Below are 18142 nucleotides of genomic sequence, written 5' to 3' on the forward strand. Positions count from 1 at the left end.
ACTCAATGGATTTCTTTCACTGAAATTGAAACGCATGAGCAGCATATCTCGAAGTTTACTCTCGGTTACCTTCTTTTTATTAGTACTCTCTAATTTTTTAGTATTCTCCCAAAACAACGTTGATCTTTCTAACCCAATTAACGCAGGCCGTTTCAAAGCGCCGGGAGATACCATCTGGAAAAAAATCGAGTTCGGGGCTAACCTGAATCAGGGTTCATTCAGTGGGAACTGGACCGGCGGAGGGGTTAATTCTGTCGCACTCGGGTTGTTCTTTAACGCCCTGAACGAGAAGAAAAAAGGCAAAAATTCGTGGCGGAATGATTTTCAATCTCAATATGGTATTGTCAGGAACAAAGGACAGCTCAGCCGTAAAAATGTCGACAGAATCTTCTTCGATACGAAGTATAACAGGGATTTGACCGAGAAATGGAGCCTTTTCGCGAATATCAACTTTCTTTCACAGTTCGGAGCAGGATACACTTATTCTGATAATCCCGATTCCTCACGAATAAAAAGGAAGGTTTCCGGCATTCTCTCACCCGCCTATCTGACAGAGGCAGTTGGTATTGAATACCGGCCGGTACCTTATTTCTTTATAGATTTCGCGCCTGGCGCATTGCGTCAGACGATCGTCGTAGACACGGATCTGTATGTGAATACGCCCGAGCAGAAAAATTATGGCGTACCTATAGGGAGGAGGGTGAGGACGGAAGCCGCTCTGATACAGCTAGTAGCCAACTTCGATAAGGATATCGCAAAGGATATTAATCTGAAATTTCGCTATCTAATGTTTTCAAGCTTCAAGCACCCATTGAATATCGACAACAGGCTCGACGCAATGCTTACTGCGAAGATCAATAAGTACGTGAATGTAAATCTGGGTGGAATTATGGTTTATGACCAGGATCAAAGTAACGAAGTTCAATTTGCGCAGGCGCTTAGTATAGGATTTTTGTATTCGTTTTAATTTCACCAACTAACCTCAACTTATTATGCTTCAGGAATTCAAGATTTTTATTGCTAAGGGCAATGTTTTAGATCTGGCAGTCGGTGTTGTCATCGGTGCTTCTTTTGGGAAAATCACTACTTCGCTGGTGGAGGATATCATCAATCCGGTACTCGGTTTGATAATAGGCGGCGTGGATTTTACTCAATTGAAAGTTGTTCTTAAAGAGGCTGTGGGCGAAACGCCGGAGGTTGCAATTAAGTACGGTAATTTCATTCAGGTGCTGATCCAGTTCGTTATTATTGCGTGGGTAATTTTCATGATTGTGAAGCTGGCAAATCGTTTGAGGATATCCGAATCGCTTAAAAAGGAATAGATAAAAACCATAAATATTTGTTGTAAAGAGGCATATCTGATATGCCTCTTTTTTATTAGGGGTATTTGCTGAAAGAGTAAAAAAAGTTTTCAGCAAAAGATTTACCTTCGTAGTTAGGGCATTTTTTGCAAATGATTAATTGAATTCCTGTGCAACAAAAAGTAGTCATCTTGGGTGGTGGAGAGAGCGGTGTCGGCGCCGCTATTCTTGCGAAATCCAAGGGTTTTGAGGTTTTTTTATCAGATAAGGGAAAGCTTCACGATAGGTATATTGAAATACTTCGAAAGGAAGATATTGCATTCGAGCAGGAGCAGCACACCACTGAAAAAATTCTGGATGCAGATCTGGTTGTGAAAAGTCCAGGGATACCAGATACAGTGCCTCTGATCGTTGCGTTGAGGGAAAAGTCGGTTCCCATAGTTTCCGAAATTGAATTTGCCGCAGGCTATACCAATGCACGGATCATCGCAATTACTGGTAGCAATGGAAAAACAACTACCACGCTACTTACCTATCATTTGCTCAAAAATGCAGGTTTGAAGATTGGGCTGGCTGGTAATATCGGCGATAGCTTTGCCTGGCAGGTAGCTACGCAGCAGCATGACTTTTATGTGCTGGAAATCAGCAGTTTCCAGTTAGACAATATCTTAAATTTTCATCCCGAAATTACGGTTTTACTTAATATTACACCCGATCATTTAGATCGGTACGGATATGATTTTCAGAACTATATCAATTCAAAGTTCAATATTATTCAAAACCAGACCGACGAAGACTACCTGATTTATTTTAAAGAAAGTGAGGTAATTCAAACGGAGCTGGAAAAGAGAAATCCGCAGGTTCGAAGGGTGGAAATTTCTTTAAATGAAACAACGATTGAAGGAGCTTATCTCAGCGATGGAAAGTTGATTTCCACTATTAAAGGAGAAACTTTTGAGGAAGATTTTGACACCTTACCAATAAAAGGCCCGCACAATGCGATCAATGCAATGGCCGCAATTTCGGTCGCGCGCCTATTGAATATTGACCATTTAAAAATCTGCGAGGGATTAAGATCATTTAAAAATGCTCCCCACAGGCTCGAAATTGTGGAAGTGATCGATGGCGTAACTTATGTAAACGATTCCAAAGCTACCAATGTAGATTCCGTTTTTTATGCGCTCGGCAGTTTCAATCAGCCGGTGATTTTGATCGCGGGAGGAGTGGATAAGGGAAATGATTATGCGCAAATCGAGGAGCTTGTACGTAATAAAGTGAAGGGTTTGGTAGTTCTGGGTAAGGGCCCTGAAAAACTGGTCAAGTACTTTTCGGGAATTGTTCCGGTCATTTTTGAGACTGAAAACATTCAGGAAGCGGTTGAGAAAGCGAGCGAATGGGCGGTAGATCAGGACGTTGTGCTTTTATCGCCGGCTTGCGCCAGTTTCGATTTGTTCAAAAATTACGAGGACCGGGGAGACCAGTTTAAAGCCGCAGTCAGAAATCTCGTCCATTAAAATACTAATCTGATTTAAGCAATGGCTTCACCCAATATTGATCTTCTGAATAAAACCAGGGAAGACACACAAGCCTGGTTTGCAAAGAACCTGAAAGGTGACCCCTGGATCTGGGGCATTTGCATTATCATGCTGCTTTGGAGCATCGTGGTAGTGTATAGTGCGAGTGTAAAAGATGCTTACAGCCAGATGGACGGAAATACGGAGTACTATCTGTATAAGCACGTGTTGCTGTGCGTATTATCTCTGGTAGTGATGTTTTTTATCCACCGGATTCCTTATATCAAATTCGTTTATGTAACCCGGCTGGCGGTCTGGAGCTCTATTTTGCTCCTGGTTTTCACAATGTTTTTCGGAACCTCGGTCAACGATGCGTCCCGGTGGATTGAAATACCTGTAATCGGCCAACGGTTTCAGCCTTCCGAATGGGCGAAAGTAGCCCTGATCGCACATTTGTCGCTGATTTTAGCGAGACATATTAAAGGCGGCTGGAATACGCGCGAGCTATTTATGGAGCCGCTTTCGCTGGTAGGTGTCGTTTGCGGACTTATTTTTACAAGTAACGTTTCCACGGCCGTCATGTTGGCGGGAATATGCTTCCTGCTGATGTTTGTGGGGAAAGTCCCTATTCATTACCTATTGTTTACAGCATTAGGACTTGTATTTTTCGCAACCATCGCGATCCTCCTCAATTCTACCCAGAGAGCAGGAACTGCACAAAACCGGATATCCGCATTTTTTGATAAAGATGTTGTTGTGTACCAATCGCAGCAATCCTATATGGCGATGGCGCGGGGCGGATTGTACGGGGAAGGTGTAGCCAAAAGCCGGCAGCGAAGATTCCTTCCCGAACCTCAGAAAGACTTCATTTTCGCAGTAGCTGTGGAAGAATACGGTACAGTTGGCGGTACGATCCTCATTGTTTTGTATCTCATATTACTCTATCGCGGGCTGAAAGCAATCGAAGCCACCAAGCGTCCATTTGGGGGGTTGCTATCTGCCGGACTCACGTTCATTGTCGTCAGCCAGGCCTTTTCGGCTATGGCTGTCACAGTCGGCCTGGTGCCGGTAACCGGACAAACGCTGCCGTTTTTTAGTCAGGGAGGTACTTCCTTATTATTCACGGGAATGGCAATGGGGATGATCCTCAGCGTAAGCCGGGGCGAATTTGTGGAAGAGAAACGGATCTGATATGCCTAAAAAAGTGATTATTAGTGGCGGCGGAACCGGCGGACATATTTACCCGGCGATTGCAATTGCCGATGCATTAAAACAAAAAGATCCCGATCTGGAAGTGCTGTTTGTGGGTGCCCTTGGAAAAATGGAAATGGAAAAAGTGCCGAGGGCCGGATATGAAATTGTGGGCTTGCCCATTGCAGGGATTAAAAGGGCACTTTCTTTGGATAATCTTGCATTGCCTTTCAAGATGATCAATAGTCTGCTGAAAGCGAAAGACATTATCAGGGATTTTAAACCCGATGTTGCCGTAGGCGTAGGAGGATTTGCCAGCGGACCTTTGCTGATGATGGCATCGTATGAAGGTATTCCGATGTTAATTCAGGAGCAGAATTCTTATGCCGGCATTACCAATAAATTTTTAGGCAAAAAGGCGGCGAAAATCTGCGTTGCTTATCCGGGAATGGAAGGGTTTTTTCCGAAAGAGAAAATAGTTGTACTAGGCAATCCTGTGCGGAGTGATATTGTAGATGTTTCTTCCAAACGTCGCCAGGGTTTCGCACATTTTGGTTTACAGGAAGACAAAAAAACGCTATTTGTAATGGGCGGAAGCCTGGGCGCCAGATCGATCAATGAAAGTCTGCATGCCGGGTTGGCTCATTTCCTTGACCAGGGATACCAGATTTTATGGCAAACCGGGCGGACTTATATTGACACTGCAAAACTTGCGATCGAAGGTTTACACACAGATGCTATTAAAGCTTTTGACTTCATATATACCATGGACCTCGCCTACGCGATAGCGGATGTTGTAGTGTCACGGGCAGGCGCTCTCTCGGTTTCGGAACTTTGTCTGGCAGCCAAGCCGGCGATATTGATCCCGTTTCCGGCGGCTTCGGAAGATCATCAGACTAAAAATGCATTGGCGCTGGTAGATCAGGACGCGGCCTGGCTTGTGAAAGATGCGGCGGCTAAGGATGATCTTGTGCCGAAAGCATTGGAATTATTAGCTGATGTTGCGAAGCAGGAAAATCTAAAAACGAATATCAGAAAGCTGGCCAAACCTACCGCGGCTGACGATATTGCAGAAGAAGTATTGAAATTAATCAGGTAATTAAAATTGACTTTACATACCATGTCGTCTTCAATGACCAATTGGAAATATATTTATTTTGTGGGGATCGGCGGGATCGGGATGAGTGCACTGGCCCGCTGGTTTAAGGCCAATGGTTTTGAAGTTGCAGGGTACGATAAAACGATGACCCCATTGGTTCGCAGTCTGATGAGTGAAGGAATTGAGGTAACGCTTGAAGATTCTATTGAAACGATCCCACTTACTTTCCTCAAAGACCCTGATGAAACGCTGGTGATCTACACGCCGGCAGTGCCAGTGCAGCACCGACAAATGCTCCACTTTCGTGATACAAATTTCCTGATCCTGAAACGTTCGCAGGTACTTGGTATTTTAACCAAAAACCTGAGGACAATAGGGGTAGCAGGCACGCACGGGAAAACCACTACTTCTTCACTGGTTGCACATATTCTGAAACATGCGCATGTAAACAGTACTGCGTTTTTAGGAGGCATTACTCAAAATTATGGGACTAACCTGCTACTGAATGAGCCTACCGAGCATTTGGAAGAGGTTTTTTGTGTCGTAGAGGCTGACGAATTTGACCGTTCTTTTCTGACACTTTTCCCAGAAATAGCAATAGTAACTTCCACCGATGCAGATCATCTTGACATTTATGGTAAGCACGAGGCGGTATTGGAATCTTTCCGGGATTTTGTTTCGCAGATCGATGAGGATGGTGTGCTTTTCATGAAAACGGGATTGCAGCTTTCAGGAAGTACCAAAGCCGAAGTGCTTTCCTATTCACTGGATTCGGGCGTATTTCATGCCAGGAATATTCATATCCAAAATGCAAGATTCGTTTTTGATTTCGTGTATCCCGACGGTGTGATCGAAGATATTGCGATGAAAATTCCAGGCTATCATAATATTGAAAATTCCATTGCAGCCAGCGCAGTTGCTTTACATGTGGGGGTTTCACCTGAGAAAATAAAAGAGGCGCTGGAGAATTATGGAGGAGTGAAGCGGCGGTTTGAATACCAGGTAGAGGAGGAAGGTAATGTGTATATCGATGATTATGCTCACCATCCCGCTGAAATTGAGGCGTTTCTCTCGTCTGTAAAAGGTTTGTACCCGGGCAGGCACGTAACGGCCATTTTTCAGCCTCATCTTTTTACCAGAACCCGCGACTTTACAGAAGGTTTCGCAGAAAGTCTGTCTTTGGCTGACCGTCTTTTATTGCTGGAAATATATCCGGCTAGAGAGCTGCCAATTGAAGGGGTAACTTCTCAGATAATCCTGGAAAAGGTGCAATCTGAGGACAAGCAAATTATTTCTAAAGACAAAGTACTTAGCATTTTAGGAGAATTAAATACGGATATTGTGGTAACAATAGGGGCCGGAGATATTGATACTTTGGTCGAGCCCCTGGCGATCCAGCTGAGAAATCGGATTGTGAATAATTAATAATAGCATTGTTAATATTACTAAGATGTTACGTAAATTTGACTATTCACGGCTTTTGTTGAAACGTAGTTTGTGGCTTCTATTGCCAATTGCCGGAATAGGTATGGCGGAAAGCAAGCTTACTCAGCAACGTTGTACTAATCTGGTAATATCGATCAAAGGAGACTCGGGAGCCCGTTTTTTAGATCAAATGGATGTCCGGATGCTATTGACAGAAAACGGGGGAGACCCCCTGTTGGGAAGCAGGCTGAAAGACGTTGCGATGAATGATCTGGAGCAACGGGTGAAACGGAACAGACTGATCAGAAAATGCCAGGTTTTCAGTGACCTTCGGGGTAATATAGTTGTTGAAGTAGAGCAGGAAAAACCGTTAGCGCGCTGGATTAATACTTCTGAAAATGGAGAAACGCGGAATACGTCGGGATACTATATTAGCGATGAAGGCGTTTTTTTTCCTCTATCAGAAAATTATTCAGCAAGAACATTACTGGTTTCGGGCGCTTTTTTTAATGAGCCCGAAAAGTTACAGAACGCGAAGGGAGCGCCCGTCATGGACTTACTTCATTTTCTGAACACAGATCCATTCTGGAAAGCGCAGGTAACACAGCTGAATGCAGATATTGATGGAGAAATTAGTCTGATGACTGTCGTAGGTGATCAGCAGATTGAATTAGGAACAGCGGAAGATTATCAGTCTAAATTTAAAAAGCTCAAAATATTCTACGACAAAGTATTGAGCCAGGACTGGAGCAGATTTAAAAGAATAAGTGTTAAGTTTCAAGATCAAATAGTTTGTGAATAATAATTCACCTTTAGCATGGCACACGAAAAAATTGTAGTTGGAGTTGATATCGGAAGTACTAAGATAGCCGTGATCGCAGCACAGGGAACGTCTTCCGGATCACGTCAGAACAATATAGAAATTCTGGGTTTTAGTGAAGTACCCGTGCCTGTCGGAGCAGTAATAAATGGATCAGTTGAAAATATAAAACAGGTTGGCAGCGCAATCAGGGAAGCTCTTCAGGAAGCATCCTTGCGGTCAGACCTGGATATTGGCGTTGTAAATGTAAGTTTCAGCGGCACACACGTAAAAGTGACTTCGCAAAGCGACGGTGTAATTCGGCCTTCTGCATCATCAGGAGAGGAGGTTACACAACGTGATGTGGATCAGCTTGTTGATGATATGTACCGCGCGAAGATCGAACCGAATTACGATGTGCTGCATGTATTGCCGATGGATTTCGTTGTCGACAATTCAATGGGTATCAAAGAGCCGGTCGGACGCACGGGAATCAAGCTGGGCGGTAATTTCCTGATTGTATCTGCAAATAACCAATCAATCCAGCGCACCAAGAAAAGCCTCGCAGACGCTGATCAGAATTTGAGATGTGATAAAATGGTACTGGGGCCGCTGGCTACCAGTCTTGCTGTTTTAACGGACAATGAAATAAAGGCCGGTATTGCATTGGTCGATATCGGTGATCATACTACGGATCTGATCATTTATCAGGACCGCATTATCAGACATATTGCTACTTTCCCGGTAGGCGGCCGTCATATTACAAACGACCTGGCCCTGGGATGTAACATTCAATATGAGAATGCAGAGCAGCTCAAAAAGCAATATGGCGCTGCACTTTCTGCTGATATTCCCCTTAATATAGAGATCCTGGTCAACTACCTTGCTGGCAGACAACCAAAGCCGGTTTTGAAGAAGAATATTGCATTGATCATCGAAGCCCGGTTGAAAGAAATTGCCGCGATGGTATATGCCGAGATCATCAAATCCGGATATCTCGACAGGTTGATTGGCGGTATTGTGCTGACAGGAGGCTCAGCGAATATCGACGAAATAGAGTTATTATTTGAAAAAGTGACTGATATGTCCGTTCGGGTCGGTTATCCAGAAAATCTGGAAAGAACGGCCAAAGCTGACGCAGTGAGCAATTCTTCATTCAGTACAGCTATTGGTCTTGCCTGGGCGGGCCTGAAATCGATTGACCCGAGGGTAAAGTCTGTTTGTAAACCAGCTACTGCTCTTACAGCCAGCGTTGTTCAAAAAGAGAAACCCAAAGAAGTGAAGGAGCCTGTCAAAAAAAATGGCGGTACATTCTGGGATAATATCAATAATATTATTGGCAAAAAGGACGATAGTTTAGGCGACTATTGAAAAATCAGCACAAGTTATGATCAACTCAACCCCGGAGAAAAAATTAAACACAAGCTTGCTGAAAGCTCTAGACCAAGATTACATCGTGAACGAAATTGTGAAAGACTTTCCAGCCACAGGCGAAGGTGAGCCTGCCATTATCAAAGTAATCGGAGTAGGTGGCGGAGGAAGCAATGCTGTTAATTACATGTTTGAGAAAAAAATCAAAGATGTAGAGTTTGCAGTTTGTAATACCGACCGACAGGCATTGGCAAATAGCCCCGTTCCTGTTAAAATTCAGCTTGGAGCAACATTAACGCAGGGACTCGGAGCGGGAACCGATGCGACAAAAGGAAAAGAGGCTGCCCTTGAAACGATTGAAGAAATTAAAGGTTTACTGGGCGGGTCGACGCAAATGGTGTTTATCACTGCCGGTATGGGTGGTGGAACTGGAACAGGAGCTGCACCTGTAATTGCTCAGTTGGCCAGGGAAATGGGGAAATTGACGGTTGCCGTGGTAACCGCACCTTATACCTGGGAAGGATTTGATAAGAAAGAACAGGCGCTTGAAGGTATTGAGCAGCTTAAAAAATATTGTGATACCGTACTGGTTGTATTGAACGACAAGCTGGAAGAGCTGTTTGAAGATATGACGATCACGCAGGCTTTTGCGGAAGCTGACGGTATTTTACTGAATGCAGTGAAGAGTATTTCCGAGATCATCACAACGAACGGTAATATCAATACGGATTTCAAGGATGTTGAAAAAGTATTGAAAAAAGCCGGACAATCTGTAATGGGAACTTCGGAGGCAACCGGCACGGATCGTGCGCAGGTGGCGATTAAAGAAGCATTAGATTCTCCACTATTGAACGACAGGGATATTCGCGGCGCGAAACGTATCCTTGTTACCCTGGCTACCAGCAAGAAGAAGGAGGCTACAATGAAAGAGCAGCGCGAGATCTGGAGCTACGTATTGTCTCAGGTAGGTGGCGAAGCCAGGATGTTCAAATTAGGAACAATTCTCGACGATTCGCTGGTAGACAAATTGAGGGTAACTATCGTTGCCGCGGGTTTTGACAGCATTGAATCTCCGATTCCCGGAATTAAATTGTCTCATAAGTTTCCCGGAACTGTTGAGACTGCGGTAGATAATACAAGGGTTGATATTCCCGTGCAGGAAGAAGAGCTTGAGCTTACTGAGGACGTTTACGAAAATACTCCTACCAGCTCGGTTGATTTGGTTATGGAGAGAGAGATTATTTCTTCAGGATTTGAATCTTCAAATACATCGCTTACTGAATTGGATGCGAATGACGGATGGTCTGAGGATGAAAATGAAGATTTGCAGGTAATGATTAACTCTTTCAAAGACGGCCTCGTGAAATTCGCTGATTTGGAAGGACCGGCATTCAGGAGAAGCAAGGCGGAGTTATGGAAACGACCGGCGATCCCTGCGTTAGAAATGGAACAGCATTGGTTAAAATAAAATAGAAAAGGGGGCTTTTGCTCCCTTTTTCATTATATCTAAAAGTGGATCAGCTGGCCTGCCTGTAACTCGATTAGCTCTTTATATAAAGCGTTTGATACTAAGTTATCCTGGAAATGATTGCGTATCTGACCCAACTTCACGCGTAACGCCAAAGTGTTCATACCCAGGTAACTGAACACGTCATTCAAGTGGCTCAATGCAATAGTTGCTCCCTGCATATTAGACGACAAGCCCACCAATGCTGCCTTTTTATTCGCGAAACTGTTGGGATAAGGAAGGCCGTCGATGAATGCTTTTAAAACTCCCGGATAAGAACCGTTGTATTCCGGAACAATAAAAACGAATTTATCAGTTTGCTCTAAAAGGGATTTTAAGCTATTGAAATCCTCGTTTTTACCAGTATTATGGTACAATGCGGACACAGTAAAATCGTGCGGGAGATTGACCAGATCCAGGATAATACTCGGTGTATCCAGGTGATTTAAAATGGTCTGGTAGTATTCGGCAATTTTCCGCGACATCGAGTTGGGCCTGTTAGTGCCAACAATAATCACGATAGGGGACTGAACTGTAGTCATCGATATTAAATAAACCAGCTATTTGATTGGTTTAATAGTAACAAATTAAGGCCAAAATTGTTCATCTATGGCTGGTAGCCGCCACTGATAAAGCCGGATACCCGGATAAAAAAACAATTATTCTTATATTTGAATCTTGTATTCATCATGAAGCCAATATAAAGAGCTGCTAGTTAAGCTTTTATATTTTAAATTAACCCACAAGAACATGTCCTGGTTTATTCGGAAAGAAAAAGGTATCAATACACCAACGGAAATGAAGCGCGAGGCGCCAGATGGTTTGTGGTACCAATGTCCAAATTGTAAAAAAATCACACCTACCAGGGAGCACAAGCAAAATGCATTCACCTGCCCGCACTGCAATTACCACGAAAAGGTCGGTTCAGATGTTTATTTCAATTTATTATTTGATGACAATGAATTCGTTGAGCTCGATGCAAATCTGACTTCCGGTGATCCTTTGCATTTCGTTGACACAAAAGCATATCCTGACCGTATCAAATCAACCATGCAGAAAACGGGATTGAATGATGCAGTGAGAACCGGGTATGGGAAAATGAACGAGTTGGACTTAGTGATTGCTTGTATGGATTTCAATTTCATCGGCGGATCAATGGGTTCGGTTGTGGGTGAAAAAATAGCGAGAGCGATTTCTTATGCATTGGAACACAAAGTCCCTTTCTTGATGATCTCGAAATCCGGTGGCGCAAGGATGATGGAAGCTGGATTTTCGTTAATGCAAATGGCCAAAACCTCTGCGCGCCTGGCGCAATTGTCTGAGGCCAAAGTTCCTTATATATCTCTTTTAACAGATCCTACAACTGGCGGCGTTACTGCTTCCTACGCGATGCTGGGCGATTTCAATATCTCCGAGCCGGAAGCATTGATCGGTTTTGCAGGTCCGCGCGTAATCCGCGAGACGATTGGCAAAGACCTGCCGAAAGGATTCCAAAGCGCAGAATTTGTTTTGGAACACGGATTCCTTGACTTCATTGTGGATAGAAAGGATTTGAAAGATAAACTAACAAGTCTTCTTTCTATGATCAGCTGATATGCGTTTGGTATCCCATCCGGTCCTGTGTAATTATTATGTGACGTATCGTTGCAATGCATCATGCAGTTTCTGTGATATCTGGGAAAAACCTTCGCCTTATATTACGGTTGAAAATCTTCGCGAAAATCTCCGCGATCTCAAAAAGCTGGGTGTTAAGGTTATAGATTTCACCGGCGGAGAACCTTTACTGCACCGGCAACTGGACTTGCTTTTAAAGGAAGCGAAGGACCACGGAATGATTACTACGGTAACCAGTAACGGGCTGCTTTATCCGAAACAGGCTGAAAAGTTGCGCGGGCTGGTTGATATGCTGCATTTCTCGCTCGATTCACCGGATCGCGACGAGCACGATCAGTCGCGTGGCGTCAAATGCTTTGATAAAGTGATGGAATCGATCGCAGTTGCCAAGTCAATGGGCGAGCGTCCTGATATTATCTTCACCGTTTTTGAAGACAACGTTCACAAGATCAAACAGCTTTGGGAAGAGATCTGCATTCCAAACGATTTGGTGCTGATTTTGAATCCTGTCTTCGAATACGATAAGGTAGGAGCAATCCTTTCGAAAGAAGCATTGAAGGAATTACTTTGGTGGGCCAAACAAAAGAATGTATATCTGAATGAAGCGTTTGTACAGCTGCGCCTGGATGGAGGAAATCACGTCGATGCGCCAGTTTGCAAAGCTGCTAGTACTACCGTTGTCATTTCACCCGAGAACAAACTGGTATTGCCTTGCTATCACCTGGGCTTAAAGGATTTTCCGATCGAAGGAGATTTATTTAACCTCTACCATTCTGACGAAGTGCAAAAACTGGTTGCATTGGAAGGAAAACTGCCGGCTTGTGAAGGCTGTGTGATCAATTGTTATATGCAGCCTTCGTTCGCGGTGGAAATGAACAAATACTGGTGGAAAGCTTTGCCTAGTACGATCAAATACAATCGAATGAAAGGTACCTGGCGGCAAATGGTCAGATTTTAATGCTTTAAGGACAGGCTTCTTTTCTTCTGGTATCTGTTATCCCTGTAATTTTCCAGCCTGTTTTTGTGTGCAATAGGGTAAATACATTGACGCCGCAGTGTGAGAACTTTTCGCCTAAATGGAATTTGTAAGGCGCCCACACAATAGCCATCGGCTCATCGATGGAGACTTTTACATCGTAGATTTTTTCGTCCCACTTTTCTTTATGTGGCGTGCCGACTGCTTTGATAAAGCCCTGAATACTGCTCGTGCGCACAACAAGTGAATCGGCTTCGTTTTTCGAAATGGATGTCAGTGCACAGTCTTTCGTAAAAACGCTTTGCAGCATCAGCGAATCACCTGCACGCATTCCATCAAATAACTTATCAACCGTCGCACGCACCGCCGACATTTGGTCCTGCGCATTCACCGGCGTGGTTTTAAAGTTCAGTAATGCAATGATCGCAATGATCAAAATGCATTGCGGTAGGTTTGATTTCATGTGTTGGTATAGTTTTAACAAAAAATTAATTTTGAGCCCTTTTATCATCCAGCTAAGAATATGTCTGAAAAAATAGTTAAAAAAGTAGATATAAAGAATCGTAAGGCATCGTTCGAATATTTTTTCCTGGAAGAGATGACTGCGGGGATGGCATTGACTGGCACTGAGATTAAATCGATCAGACAGGGGAAGGTGAATTTTCAGGACGCATATTGCCTTTTCATGGATAACGAATTATATATCAGAAGTTTGCACATTTCACCTTATACAGAAGGTACCCACTATAACCACGATCCAATGCGTGATCGCAAATTACTGATCACTAAAAGGGAGCGCAGGAAGTTGACCGAAGGCTTGAAAGACCAGGGTTTAACAATCATCCCGATCAGGCTATTCACCAGCGATCGCGGACTGGCAAAGCTGCATATCGCATTGGCAAAAGGGAAAAAACTGTTTGACAAGCGCGATAGCATAAAAGAAAAAGATATTAAGCGGGAAACAGATCGCGCTAATTACTGAGTTGGAAGTCAGTAATTTGAGGCGAATGTGAGGATTTTTTTAGCGGAAATTTATTATATTGTCGCAAATAATTACCTCGAGGAGTCATGGGTAAAGTACTGGTTCTTAATCAAGATTATAGCGCATTAAGTGTTTGCACAGTTCCAAAGGCGTTCTTGTTAGTTTACATGAACAAGGCTGAAATGCTGGCCGAATCCCGAAGGCAGTATTTGCGAACAGTAAACGACCAGTATCCCATGCCGGTTGTCATCCGCCTTCACCGCTACATACATATTCCGTATAGAGGTGTGGTCATGACCCGGCAAAACCTTTTTAAGAGGGATGGAAATCGGTGCCAATATTGCGGAACGCACGATAATTTGACACTGGATCATGTAATACCTAAATCACGGGGTGGGAAAACTACCTGGGACAATCTGGCGACTGCCTGCAAACGTTGTAATTCGAGAAAAGGCGATCATACCCCCGAAGAAATGGACATGCCGCTCCGGCAGCGTCCCTTCCGTCCTTCTTTCCTGATGTTCATCCGTGATTTCTCTGGTCTGGCTGCCGATGAGTGGCTACCTTATCTTGGTGTAAAGGAAAGATCGTATTAAGTGGCGAGTTTATCTGCCACCAGCCGTCACTTCCTTTCAACCCTCATTTTCTTTTATTTTCTCTCCAAATAAAATTTCGGACTCCTTCGGAATTTATAGCAGAAACGCGTACTTTTGCGCTCTCATTTTTCAAATACCTTGTTTAACTTATTTCAGCCAGGTAGCTCGCTCGCTGATGTATCCAAGAGCTATAATTCCTATTTATGTCTAAGGAACAACAAAATCAACCCCTTCCTGATTTCGATTGGGACAAAGCAGCAGACAAAGGCTTCGGTACAGGTTACTCTAGTGCTGACCGTGGTCGTCTGGAACAAATGTATGAAACTACTATTTCTCCGGTTCAGGAAAAAGAAGTGGTTAAAGGTATTGTAGTTGGTATTACCGACCGTGAGGTGATCCTGAATATCGGGTTCAAATCTGATGGTATCGTTTCATCCAATGAATTCCGCGACTTGCCGGGAATGAAGATCGGCGACGAGGTGGAAGTTTACGTAGAAAACCAGGAAGACGCACAAGGTCAGCTGGTTCTTTCACGCAAGAAAGCAAAAGTTATTACTGCTTGGGACAACATCCAGAAATCATTTGACGAGGATGTGGTTATCGATGCAAACGTTAAAAGAAGAACTAAGGGTGGTCTTATCGTTGATATCTTCGGTATTGAAGCATTCTTGCCAGGTTCTCAGATCGATGTTAAACCAATCCGCGATTTCGACATTTTTGTTGGAAAACGTATGGAGGTTAAAGTCGTTAAGATCAACTACGCAAATGATAACGTAGTAGTATCTCACAAAGTACTGATCGAAAAAGATCTTGAAGCGCAACGCCAGCAGATCCTGAACAACCTTGAAAAAGGTCAGGTACTTGAAGGTGTGATCAAAAACATGACCAACTTCGGTGTATTCATCGACTTGGGTGGTGTTGACGGTCTGTTGCACATTACTGATATATCATGGGGTCGTATCAACCACCCATCTGACCTGCTCGCGCTTGATCAGAAATTGAACGTGGTTGTTCTTGACTTTGATGAAGAGAAAAAACGTATCTCACTTGGTCTGAAACAACTGCAATCTCATCCTTGGGATTCTTTGGCTGAAGAAATTCAGGTTGGATCGAAAGTTACAGGTCGTATTGTTAATGTTGCTGATTACGGTGCATTCCTTGAAATCAAACCAGGTGTTGAAGGTTTGATCCACGTTTCGGAAATGTCATGGTCTCAGCACCTGCGTAATCCACAGGAGTTCATGAATGTGAATGACGAAATCAGTGCAGTAGTTTTGACACTGGATCGTAACGAGCGTAAAATGTCTCTTGGCATCAAACAACTGACTGAGGATCCTTGGACTCAGGCTTCTCTTAAAGAGAAATATGCTGTTGGAACCCGTCACAAAGGTGTTGTGCGTAACCTTACAAACTTCGGTTTGTTCATCGAACTTGAAGAAGGTATCGATGGTCTGGTTCACGTTTCTGACCTTTCATGGACTAAGAAAATCAAGCATCCATCTGATTTTGTTAAAGTAAGTGACGAATTGGAAGTAGTTGTTCTTGAATTGGACGCAGATAACCGTCGTCTTGCTCTTGGTCACAAGCAATTGGAAGAAAATCCTTGGGATACTTTCGAAAGCATCTTCGAAGTAGGTTCAGTTCATAAGTCTACAATCGTTGCGAAAGGCGACAAGTTTGCGACTTTGGAACTTCCTTATGGTATTGAAGGAATTGCAGCTATCAAAAATCTTGCAAAAGAAGATGGTACTCTGGCAGAAGTAGGTGAAAGCCTTGACTTCACAGTTCTTGAATTCCTGAAAGACGAGAAGAAAATCGTATTGACACATTCAAAAGTGAAGCACGTTCCTGCTGAGGAAAAGAAAGAGGAAAGACCTGCAAAATCGGCTCCTGCAAAGGCGACGACCTCTGATGCTCCGGCAAAAGATGCAGAAAAATCTACTTTCGGCGACCTTAGTGTTCTTTCAGCTTTGAAAGAGCAAATGGAAGAAAGTGAGAAAAAAGGCAAAAAGTAACAAGTTAATGGTGAATAGCCGGAAAATTTGATACTTTTGCACCCGGATTAGCTGCGGGTCATATGGCAAGCAGCTAATCTAAATTTGGTTCCGTGGCCGAGTGGCTAGGCAGAGGTCTGCAAAACCTCGTACAGCGGTTCGAATCCGCTCGGAACCTCCCTTGATTACAGGTAATTTTGCCCGCAAGTCTGGCACAAAAATTTATCTGAAAAATGCCATTTGCATCGGTCGCTTTTTAGCACTGACAAATGGTATTTTTTTTGCTAAATACTTGAAAATCAAATCAAATCTGGAAAGTAGGTGCTACTAAAAATACCCAATAAATTAGACAAATTATAAATAAGATACGGGTTCAAAATATCACTGAAATACTTTTGTGGATAAAAAATCGTAAGCTAGTTTTGTCTGTTGAAGAATAATGAATAGTTGATTATGAATATATCATTCCGTATGAACGCTGAGTTTCGTTCTTACTTAAGTTACTCAAGAATCCTTTTCACAATTGCGGTAGCACTGCTCCTGAACGTACAAAATCTGGCATTTGCTCAAGATAGTACAGCGACAGCTGCCGCAGCACCTGCCGGTGGCGGGGACGCTGCAAAAGGTGAAACACTGTTTAAAAATAACTGTGCGCAGTGCCACGCTGTTACAGATGAAAGAGTGGTTGGGCCTGGTTTAAAAGGTGTAAGCAGCCGCCATGATTTTGCATGGCTAGCTAAGTGGGTACGCAACTCACAGGCAGTTATTGCTTCCGGTGATCCTTACGCGGTTAAAATCTACAACGAATATTCAAAAGCCCAAATGACAAGTTTTCCAAACTTGTCCGACGATGATATCAAAGGGATTTTTGCATATGTTGATCAAGCTGCTACCGCAGCAGCACCAGCAGCCGCAGCAGGTGGCGGGGCAGTCGCAGCAGGTGGTGATGCGCAGGGTGGAGGTCCATCTGACTTATTCGTAATCGTTCTCGTTGCATTGGTATTGGTTATGATACTGGTACTTGGTGTTCTGCTCGTAATTGTTTCTCTATTGTCGAAAGCAGTTAACGGTGATGAGAGCGAAGTGGCAGGCAAAAAGGATTTCATGACAAACCTGAGCAATTCATTGAAACGCATCTCAATGGATCCGGCTATCAGATCTGCTACGTTGTGGATATTCGTCCTGCTTGTTCTGAAAGCGACTTTGGATGGGGCGTATAGTGTAGGTGTTCAGCAAGGTTACGCGCCTAAGCAACCAATTTCTTTCTCTCACAAGCTACACGCAGGTGAATATAAGATTGATTGTAACTACTGCCACACAGGCGTTAACCGGGGTAAGTCTGCACATATTCCTTCTGCTAATATCTGTATGAACTGCCACGGGGTTATCAAAAAAGAATCTCCTGAAATTCAAAAGATTTATACCTCAATTGAAAATAACCAGCCAATCGAATGGGTTAGGGTGCACAACCTTCCGGATCTGGCCTATTTCAACCATGCTCAACACGTTAATGTGGGCGGCCTTGAATGTCAGAGTTGCCACGGAGAGGTTGAGAAAATGGAAGTTATTCAACAGCGTTCGTCATTAACAATGGGTTGGTGTATCGATTGCCACCGCAAAACGGAAGTCAATACAAAAGACAATCAATATTATGATAAGCTGGTGCAGTTACACGCTTCGGAAAGCAAAGAAGCATTGAAAGTAGCTGATATAGGTGGTTTGGAATGTTCTAAATGCCACTATTAATCCAATAGAAATTAATACCAGAATACA

17 protein-coding genes and 1 tRNA gene are annotated in these 18142 nt (G+C 43.5%); 16 read left to right on the forward strand and 2 right to left on the reverse strand.

The genetic code is table 11. The features are described 5' to 3' along the window. The first annotated feature begins 34 nt into the window (after nt 1-34). From KOD92_RS24865 to ftsZ, 9 genes are all read left to right on the forward strand, one after another. Entirely contained in the window at nt 35-967 is a 933-nt protein-coding gene (locus KOD92_RS24865) for a DUF3078 domain-containing protein (RefSeq protein ID WP_215236320.1), read from the forward strand. A 25-nt stretch (nt 968-992) separates the two neighbouring features. Then, nucleotides 993-1322, forward strand: a complete 330-nt coding sequence (gene mscL, locus KOD92_RS24870) for a large-conductance mechanosensitive channel protein MscL (RefSeq protein ID WP_215236321.1) — start codon at nt 993-995, stop codon at nt 1320-1322. A gap of 149 nt (nt 1323-1471) precedes the next feature. Further along, the gene (gene murD, locus KOD92_RS24875; RefSeq protein WP_229254837.1) at nt 1472-2815 is read left to right on the forward strand and encodes a UDP-N-acetylmuramoyl-L-alanine--D-glutamate ligase; all 1344 of its coding nucleotides are present in this window, start codon (nt 1472-1474) and stop codon (nt 2813-2815) included. A 21-nt stretch (nt 2816-2836) separates the two neighbouring features. Beyond that, nucleotides 2837-4006 (forward strand): FtsW/RodA/SpoVE family cell cycle protein, encoded by a 1170-nt coding sequence (locus KOD92_RS24880; protein ID WP_229254839.1) that lies wholly within the window; start codon nt 2837-2839, stop codon nt 4004-4006. A gap of 1 nt (nt 4007) precedes the next feature. Next, complete coding sequence (gene murG / locus KOD92_RS24885; protein ID WP_215236322.1) at nt 4008-5105, forward strand: undecaprenyldiphospho-muramoylpentapeptide beta-N-acetylglucosaminyltransferase; 1098 nt, start codon at nt 4008-4010, stop codon at nt 5103-5105. Between the two features lie 33 nt (nt 5106-5138). Continuing rightward, the gene (murC, locus tag KOD92_RS24890) at nt 5139-6530 is read left to right on the forward strand and encodes a UDP-N-acetylmuramate--L-alanine ligase (RefSeq protein WP_215236323.1); all 1392 of its coding nucleotides are present in this window, start codon (nt 5139-5141) and stop codon (nt 6528-6530) included. A gap of 25 nt (nt 6531-6555) precedes the next feature. After that, the gene (locus tag KOD92_RS24895) at nt 6556-7332 is read left to right on the forward strand and encodes a cell division protein FtsQ/DivIB (protein ID WP_215236324.1); all 777 of its coding nucleotides are present in this window, start codon (nt 6556-6558) and stop codon (nt 7330-7332) included. 15 nt (nt 7333-7347) lie between these two features. Beyond that, nucleotides 7348-8700 carry a cell division protein FtsA gene (gene ftsA, locus KOD92_RS24900; RefSeq protein WP_215236325.1) on the forward strand — a complete coding sequence of 451 codons (1353 nt, stop codon included), beginning with the start codon at nt 7348-7350 and terminating at the stop codon, nt 8698-8700. 16 nt (nt 8701-8716) lie between these two features. Continuing rightward, nucleotides 8717-10168, forward strand: a complete 1452-nt coding sequence (ftsZ, locus tag KOD92_RS24905) for a cell division protein FtsZ (protein ID WP_215236326.1) — start codon at nt 8717-8719, stop codon at nt 10166-10168. A 38-nt stretch (nt 10169-10206) separates the two neighbouring features. Here ftsZ and KOD92_RS24910 read toward each other — a convergent pair whose 3' ends face one another. After that, entirely contained in the window at nt 10207-10749 is a 543-nt protein-coding gene (locus tag KOD92_RS24910) for an NADPH-dependent FMN reductase (protein WP_215236327.1), read from the reverse strand. 208 nt (nt 10750-10957) lie between these two features. On the opposite strand from KOD92_RS24910, the gene accD reads away from it, so the two are divergent. After that, nucleotides 10958-11800, forward strand: a complete 843-nt coding sequence (gene accD / locus KOD92_RS24915) for an acetyl-CoA carboxylase, carboxyltransferase subunit beta (protein ID WP_215236328.1) — start codon at nt 10958-10960, stop codon at nt 11798-11800. A gap of 1 nt (nt 11801) precedes the next feature. After that, nucleotides 11802-12779 carry a radical SAM protein gene (locus KOD92_RS24920; RefSeq protein WP_215236329.1) on the forward strand — a complete coding sequence of 326 codons (978 nt, stop codon included), beginning with the start codon at nt 11802-11804 and terminating at the stop codon, nt 12777-12779. A gap of 4 nt (nt 12780-12783) precedes the next feature. Here KOD92_RS24920 and KOD92_RS24925 read toward each other — a convergent pair whose 3' ends face one another. Beyond that, nucleotides 12784-13260 (reverse strand): nuclear transport factor 2 family protein, encoded by a 477-nt coding sequence (locus KOD92_RS24925; protein ID WP_215236330.1) that lies wholly within the window; start codon nt 13258-13260, stop codon nt 12784-12786. 60 nt (nt 13261-13320) lie between these two features. On the opposite strand from KOD92_RS24925, the gene smpB reads away from it, so the two are divergent. From smpB to KOD92_RS24950, 5 genes are all read left to right on the forward strand, one after another. Beyond that, nucleotides 13321-13779, forward strand: a complete 459-nt coding sequence (gene smpB, locus KOD92_RS24930) for an SsrA-binding protein SmpB (protein ID WP_215236331.1) — start codon at nt 13321-13323, stop codon at nt 13777-13779. An 86-nt stretch (nt 13780-13865) separates the two neighbouring features. After that, nucleotides 13866-14375 carry an HNH endonuclease gene (locus tag KOD92_RS24935; RefSeq protein WP_215236332.1) on the forward strand — a complete coding sequence of 170 codons (510 nt, stop codon included), beginning with the start codon at nt 13866-13868 and terminating at the stop codon, nt 14373-14375. 203 nt (nt 14376-14578) lie between these two features. Beyond that, nucleotides 14579-16390: a 30S ribosomal protein S1 gene (rpsA, locus tag KOD92_RS24940; RefSeq protein ID WP_215236333.1), complete on the forward strand. Its 1812-nt coding sequence runs from the start codon at nt 14579-14581 to the stop codon at nt 16388-16390. 86 nt (nt 16391-16476) lie between these two features. Then, a tRNA-Cys gene (locus tag KOD92_RS24945) sits at nt 16477-16547 on the forward strand. Nucleotides 16548-16822: 275 nt separating this feature from the next. Further along, entirely contained in the window at nt 16823-18115 is a 1293-nt protein-coding gene (locus tag KOD92_RS24950; protein WP_406566177.1) for a c-type cytochrome, read from the forward strand. Nucleotides 18116-18142: the final 27 nt, after the last annotated feature.

Origin of the sequence: Dyadobacter linearis (genome assembly GCF_907165045.1) — a bacterium.
GTDB classification, from domain to species: Bacteria; Bacteroidota; Bacteroidia; order Cytophagales; family Spirosomataceae; genus Dyadobacter; species Dyadobacter linearis.

Bases quoted from the DNA above. Each gene is read 5' to 3' on its own strand.
- KOD92_RS24865 (WP_215236320.1), top strand. From the start codon at position 35: ATGAGCAGCATATCTCGAAGTTTACTCTCGGTTACCTTCTTTTTATTA.
- mscL (WP_215236321.1), top strand. From the start codon at position 993: ATGCTTCAGGAATTCAAGATTTTTATTGCTAAGGGCAATGTTTTAGAT.
- KOD92_RS24880 (WP_229254839.1), top strand. From the start codon at position 2,837: ATGGCTTCACCCAATATTGATCTTCTGAATAAAACCAGGGAAGACACA.
- murG (WP_215236322.1), top strand. From the start codon at position 4,008: ATGCCTAAAAAAGTGATTATTAGTGGCGGCGGAACCGGCGGACATATT.
- murC (WP_215236323.1), top strand. From the start codon at position 5,139: ATGACCAATTGGAAATATATTTATTTTGTGGGGATCGGCGGGATCGGG.
- KOD92_RS24895 (WP_215236324.1), top strand. From the start codon at position 6,556: ATGTTACGTAAATTTGACTATTCACGGCTTTTGTTGAAACGTAGTTTG.
- ftsA (WP_215236325.1), top strand. From the start codon at position 7,348: ATGGCACACGAAAAAATTGTAGTTGGAGTTGATATCGGAAGTACTAAG.
- ftsZ (WP_215236326.1), top strand. From the start codon at position 8,717: ATGATCAACTCAACCCCGGAGAAAAAATTAAACACAAGCTTGCTGAAA.
- KOD92_RS24910 (WP_215236327.1), bottom strand. From the start codon at position 10,749: ATGACTACAGTTCAGTCCCCTATCGTGATTATTGTTGGCACTAACAGG.
- accD (WP_215236328.1), top strand. From the start codon at position 10,958: ATGTCCTGGTTTATTCGGAAAGAAAAAGGTATCAATACACCAACGGAA.
- KOD92_RS24920 (WP_215236329.1), top strand. From the start codon at position 11,802: ATGCGTTTGGTATCCCATCCGGTCCTGTGTAATTATTATGTGACGTAT.
- KOD92_RS24925 (WP_215236330.1), bottom strand. From the start codon at position 13,260: ATGAAATCAAACCTACCGCAATGCATTTTGATCATTGCGATCATTGCA.
- smpB (WP_215236331.1), top strand. From the start codon at position 13,321: ATGTCTGAAAAAATAGTTAAAAAAGTAGATATAAAGAATCGTAAGGCA.
- KOD92_RS24935 (WP_215236332.1), top strand. From the start codon at position 13,866: ATGGGTAAAGTACTGGTTCTTAATCAAGATTATAGCGCATTAAGTGTT.
- rpsA (WP_215236333.1), top strand. From the start codon at position 14,579: ATGTCTAAGGAACAACAAAATCAACCCCTTCCTGATTTCGATTGGGAC.
- KOD92_RS24950 (WP_406566177.1), top strand. From the start codon at position 16,823: ATGAATATATCATTCCGTATGAACGCTGAGTTTCGTTCTTACTTAAGT.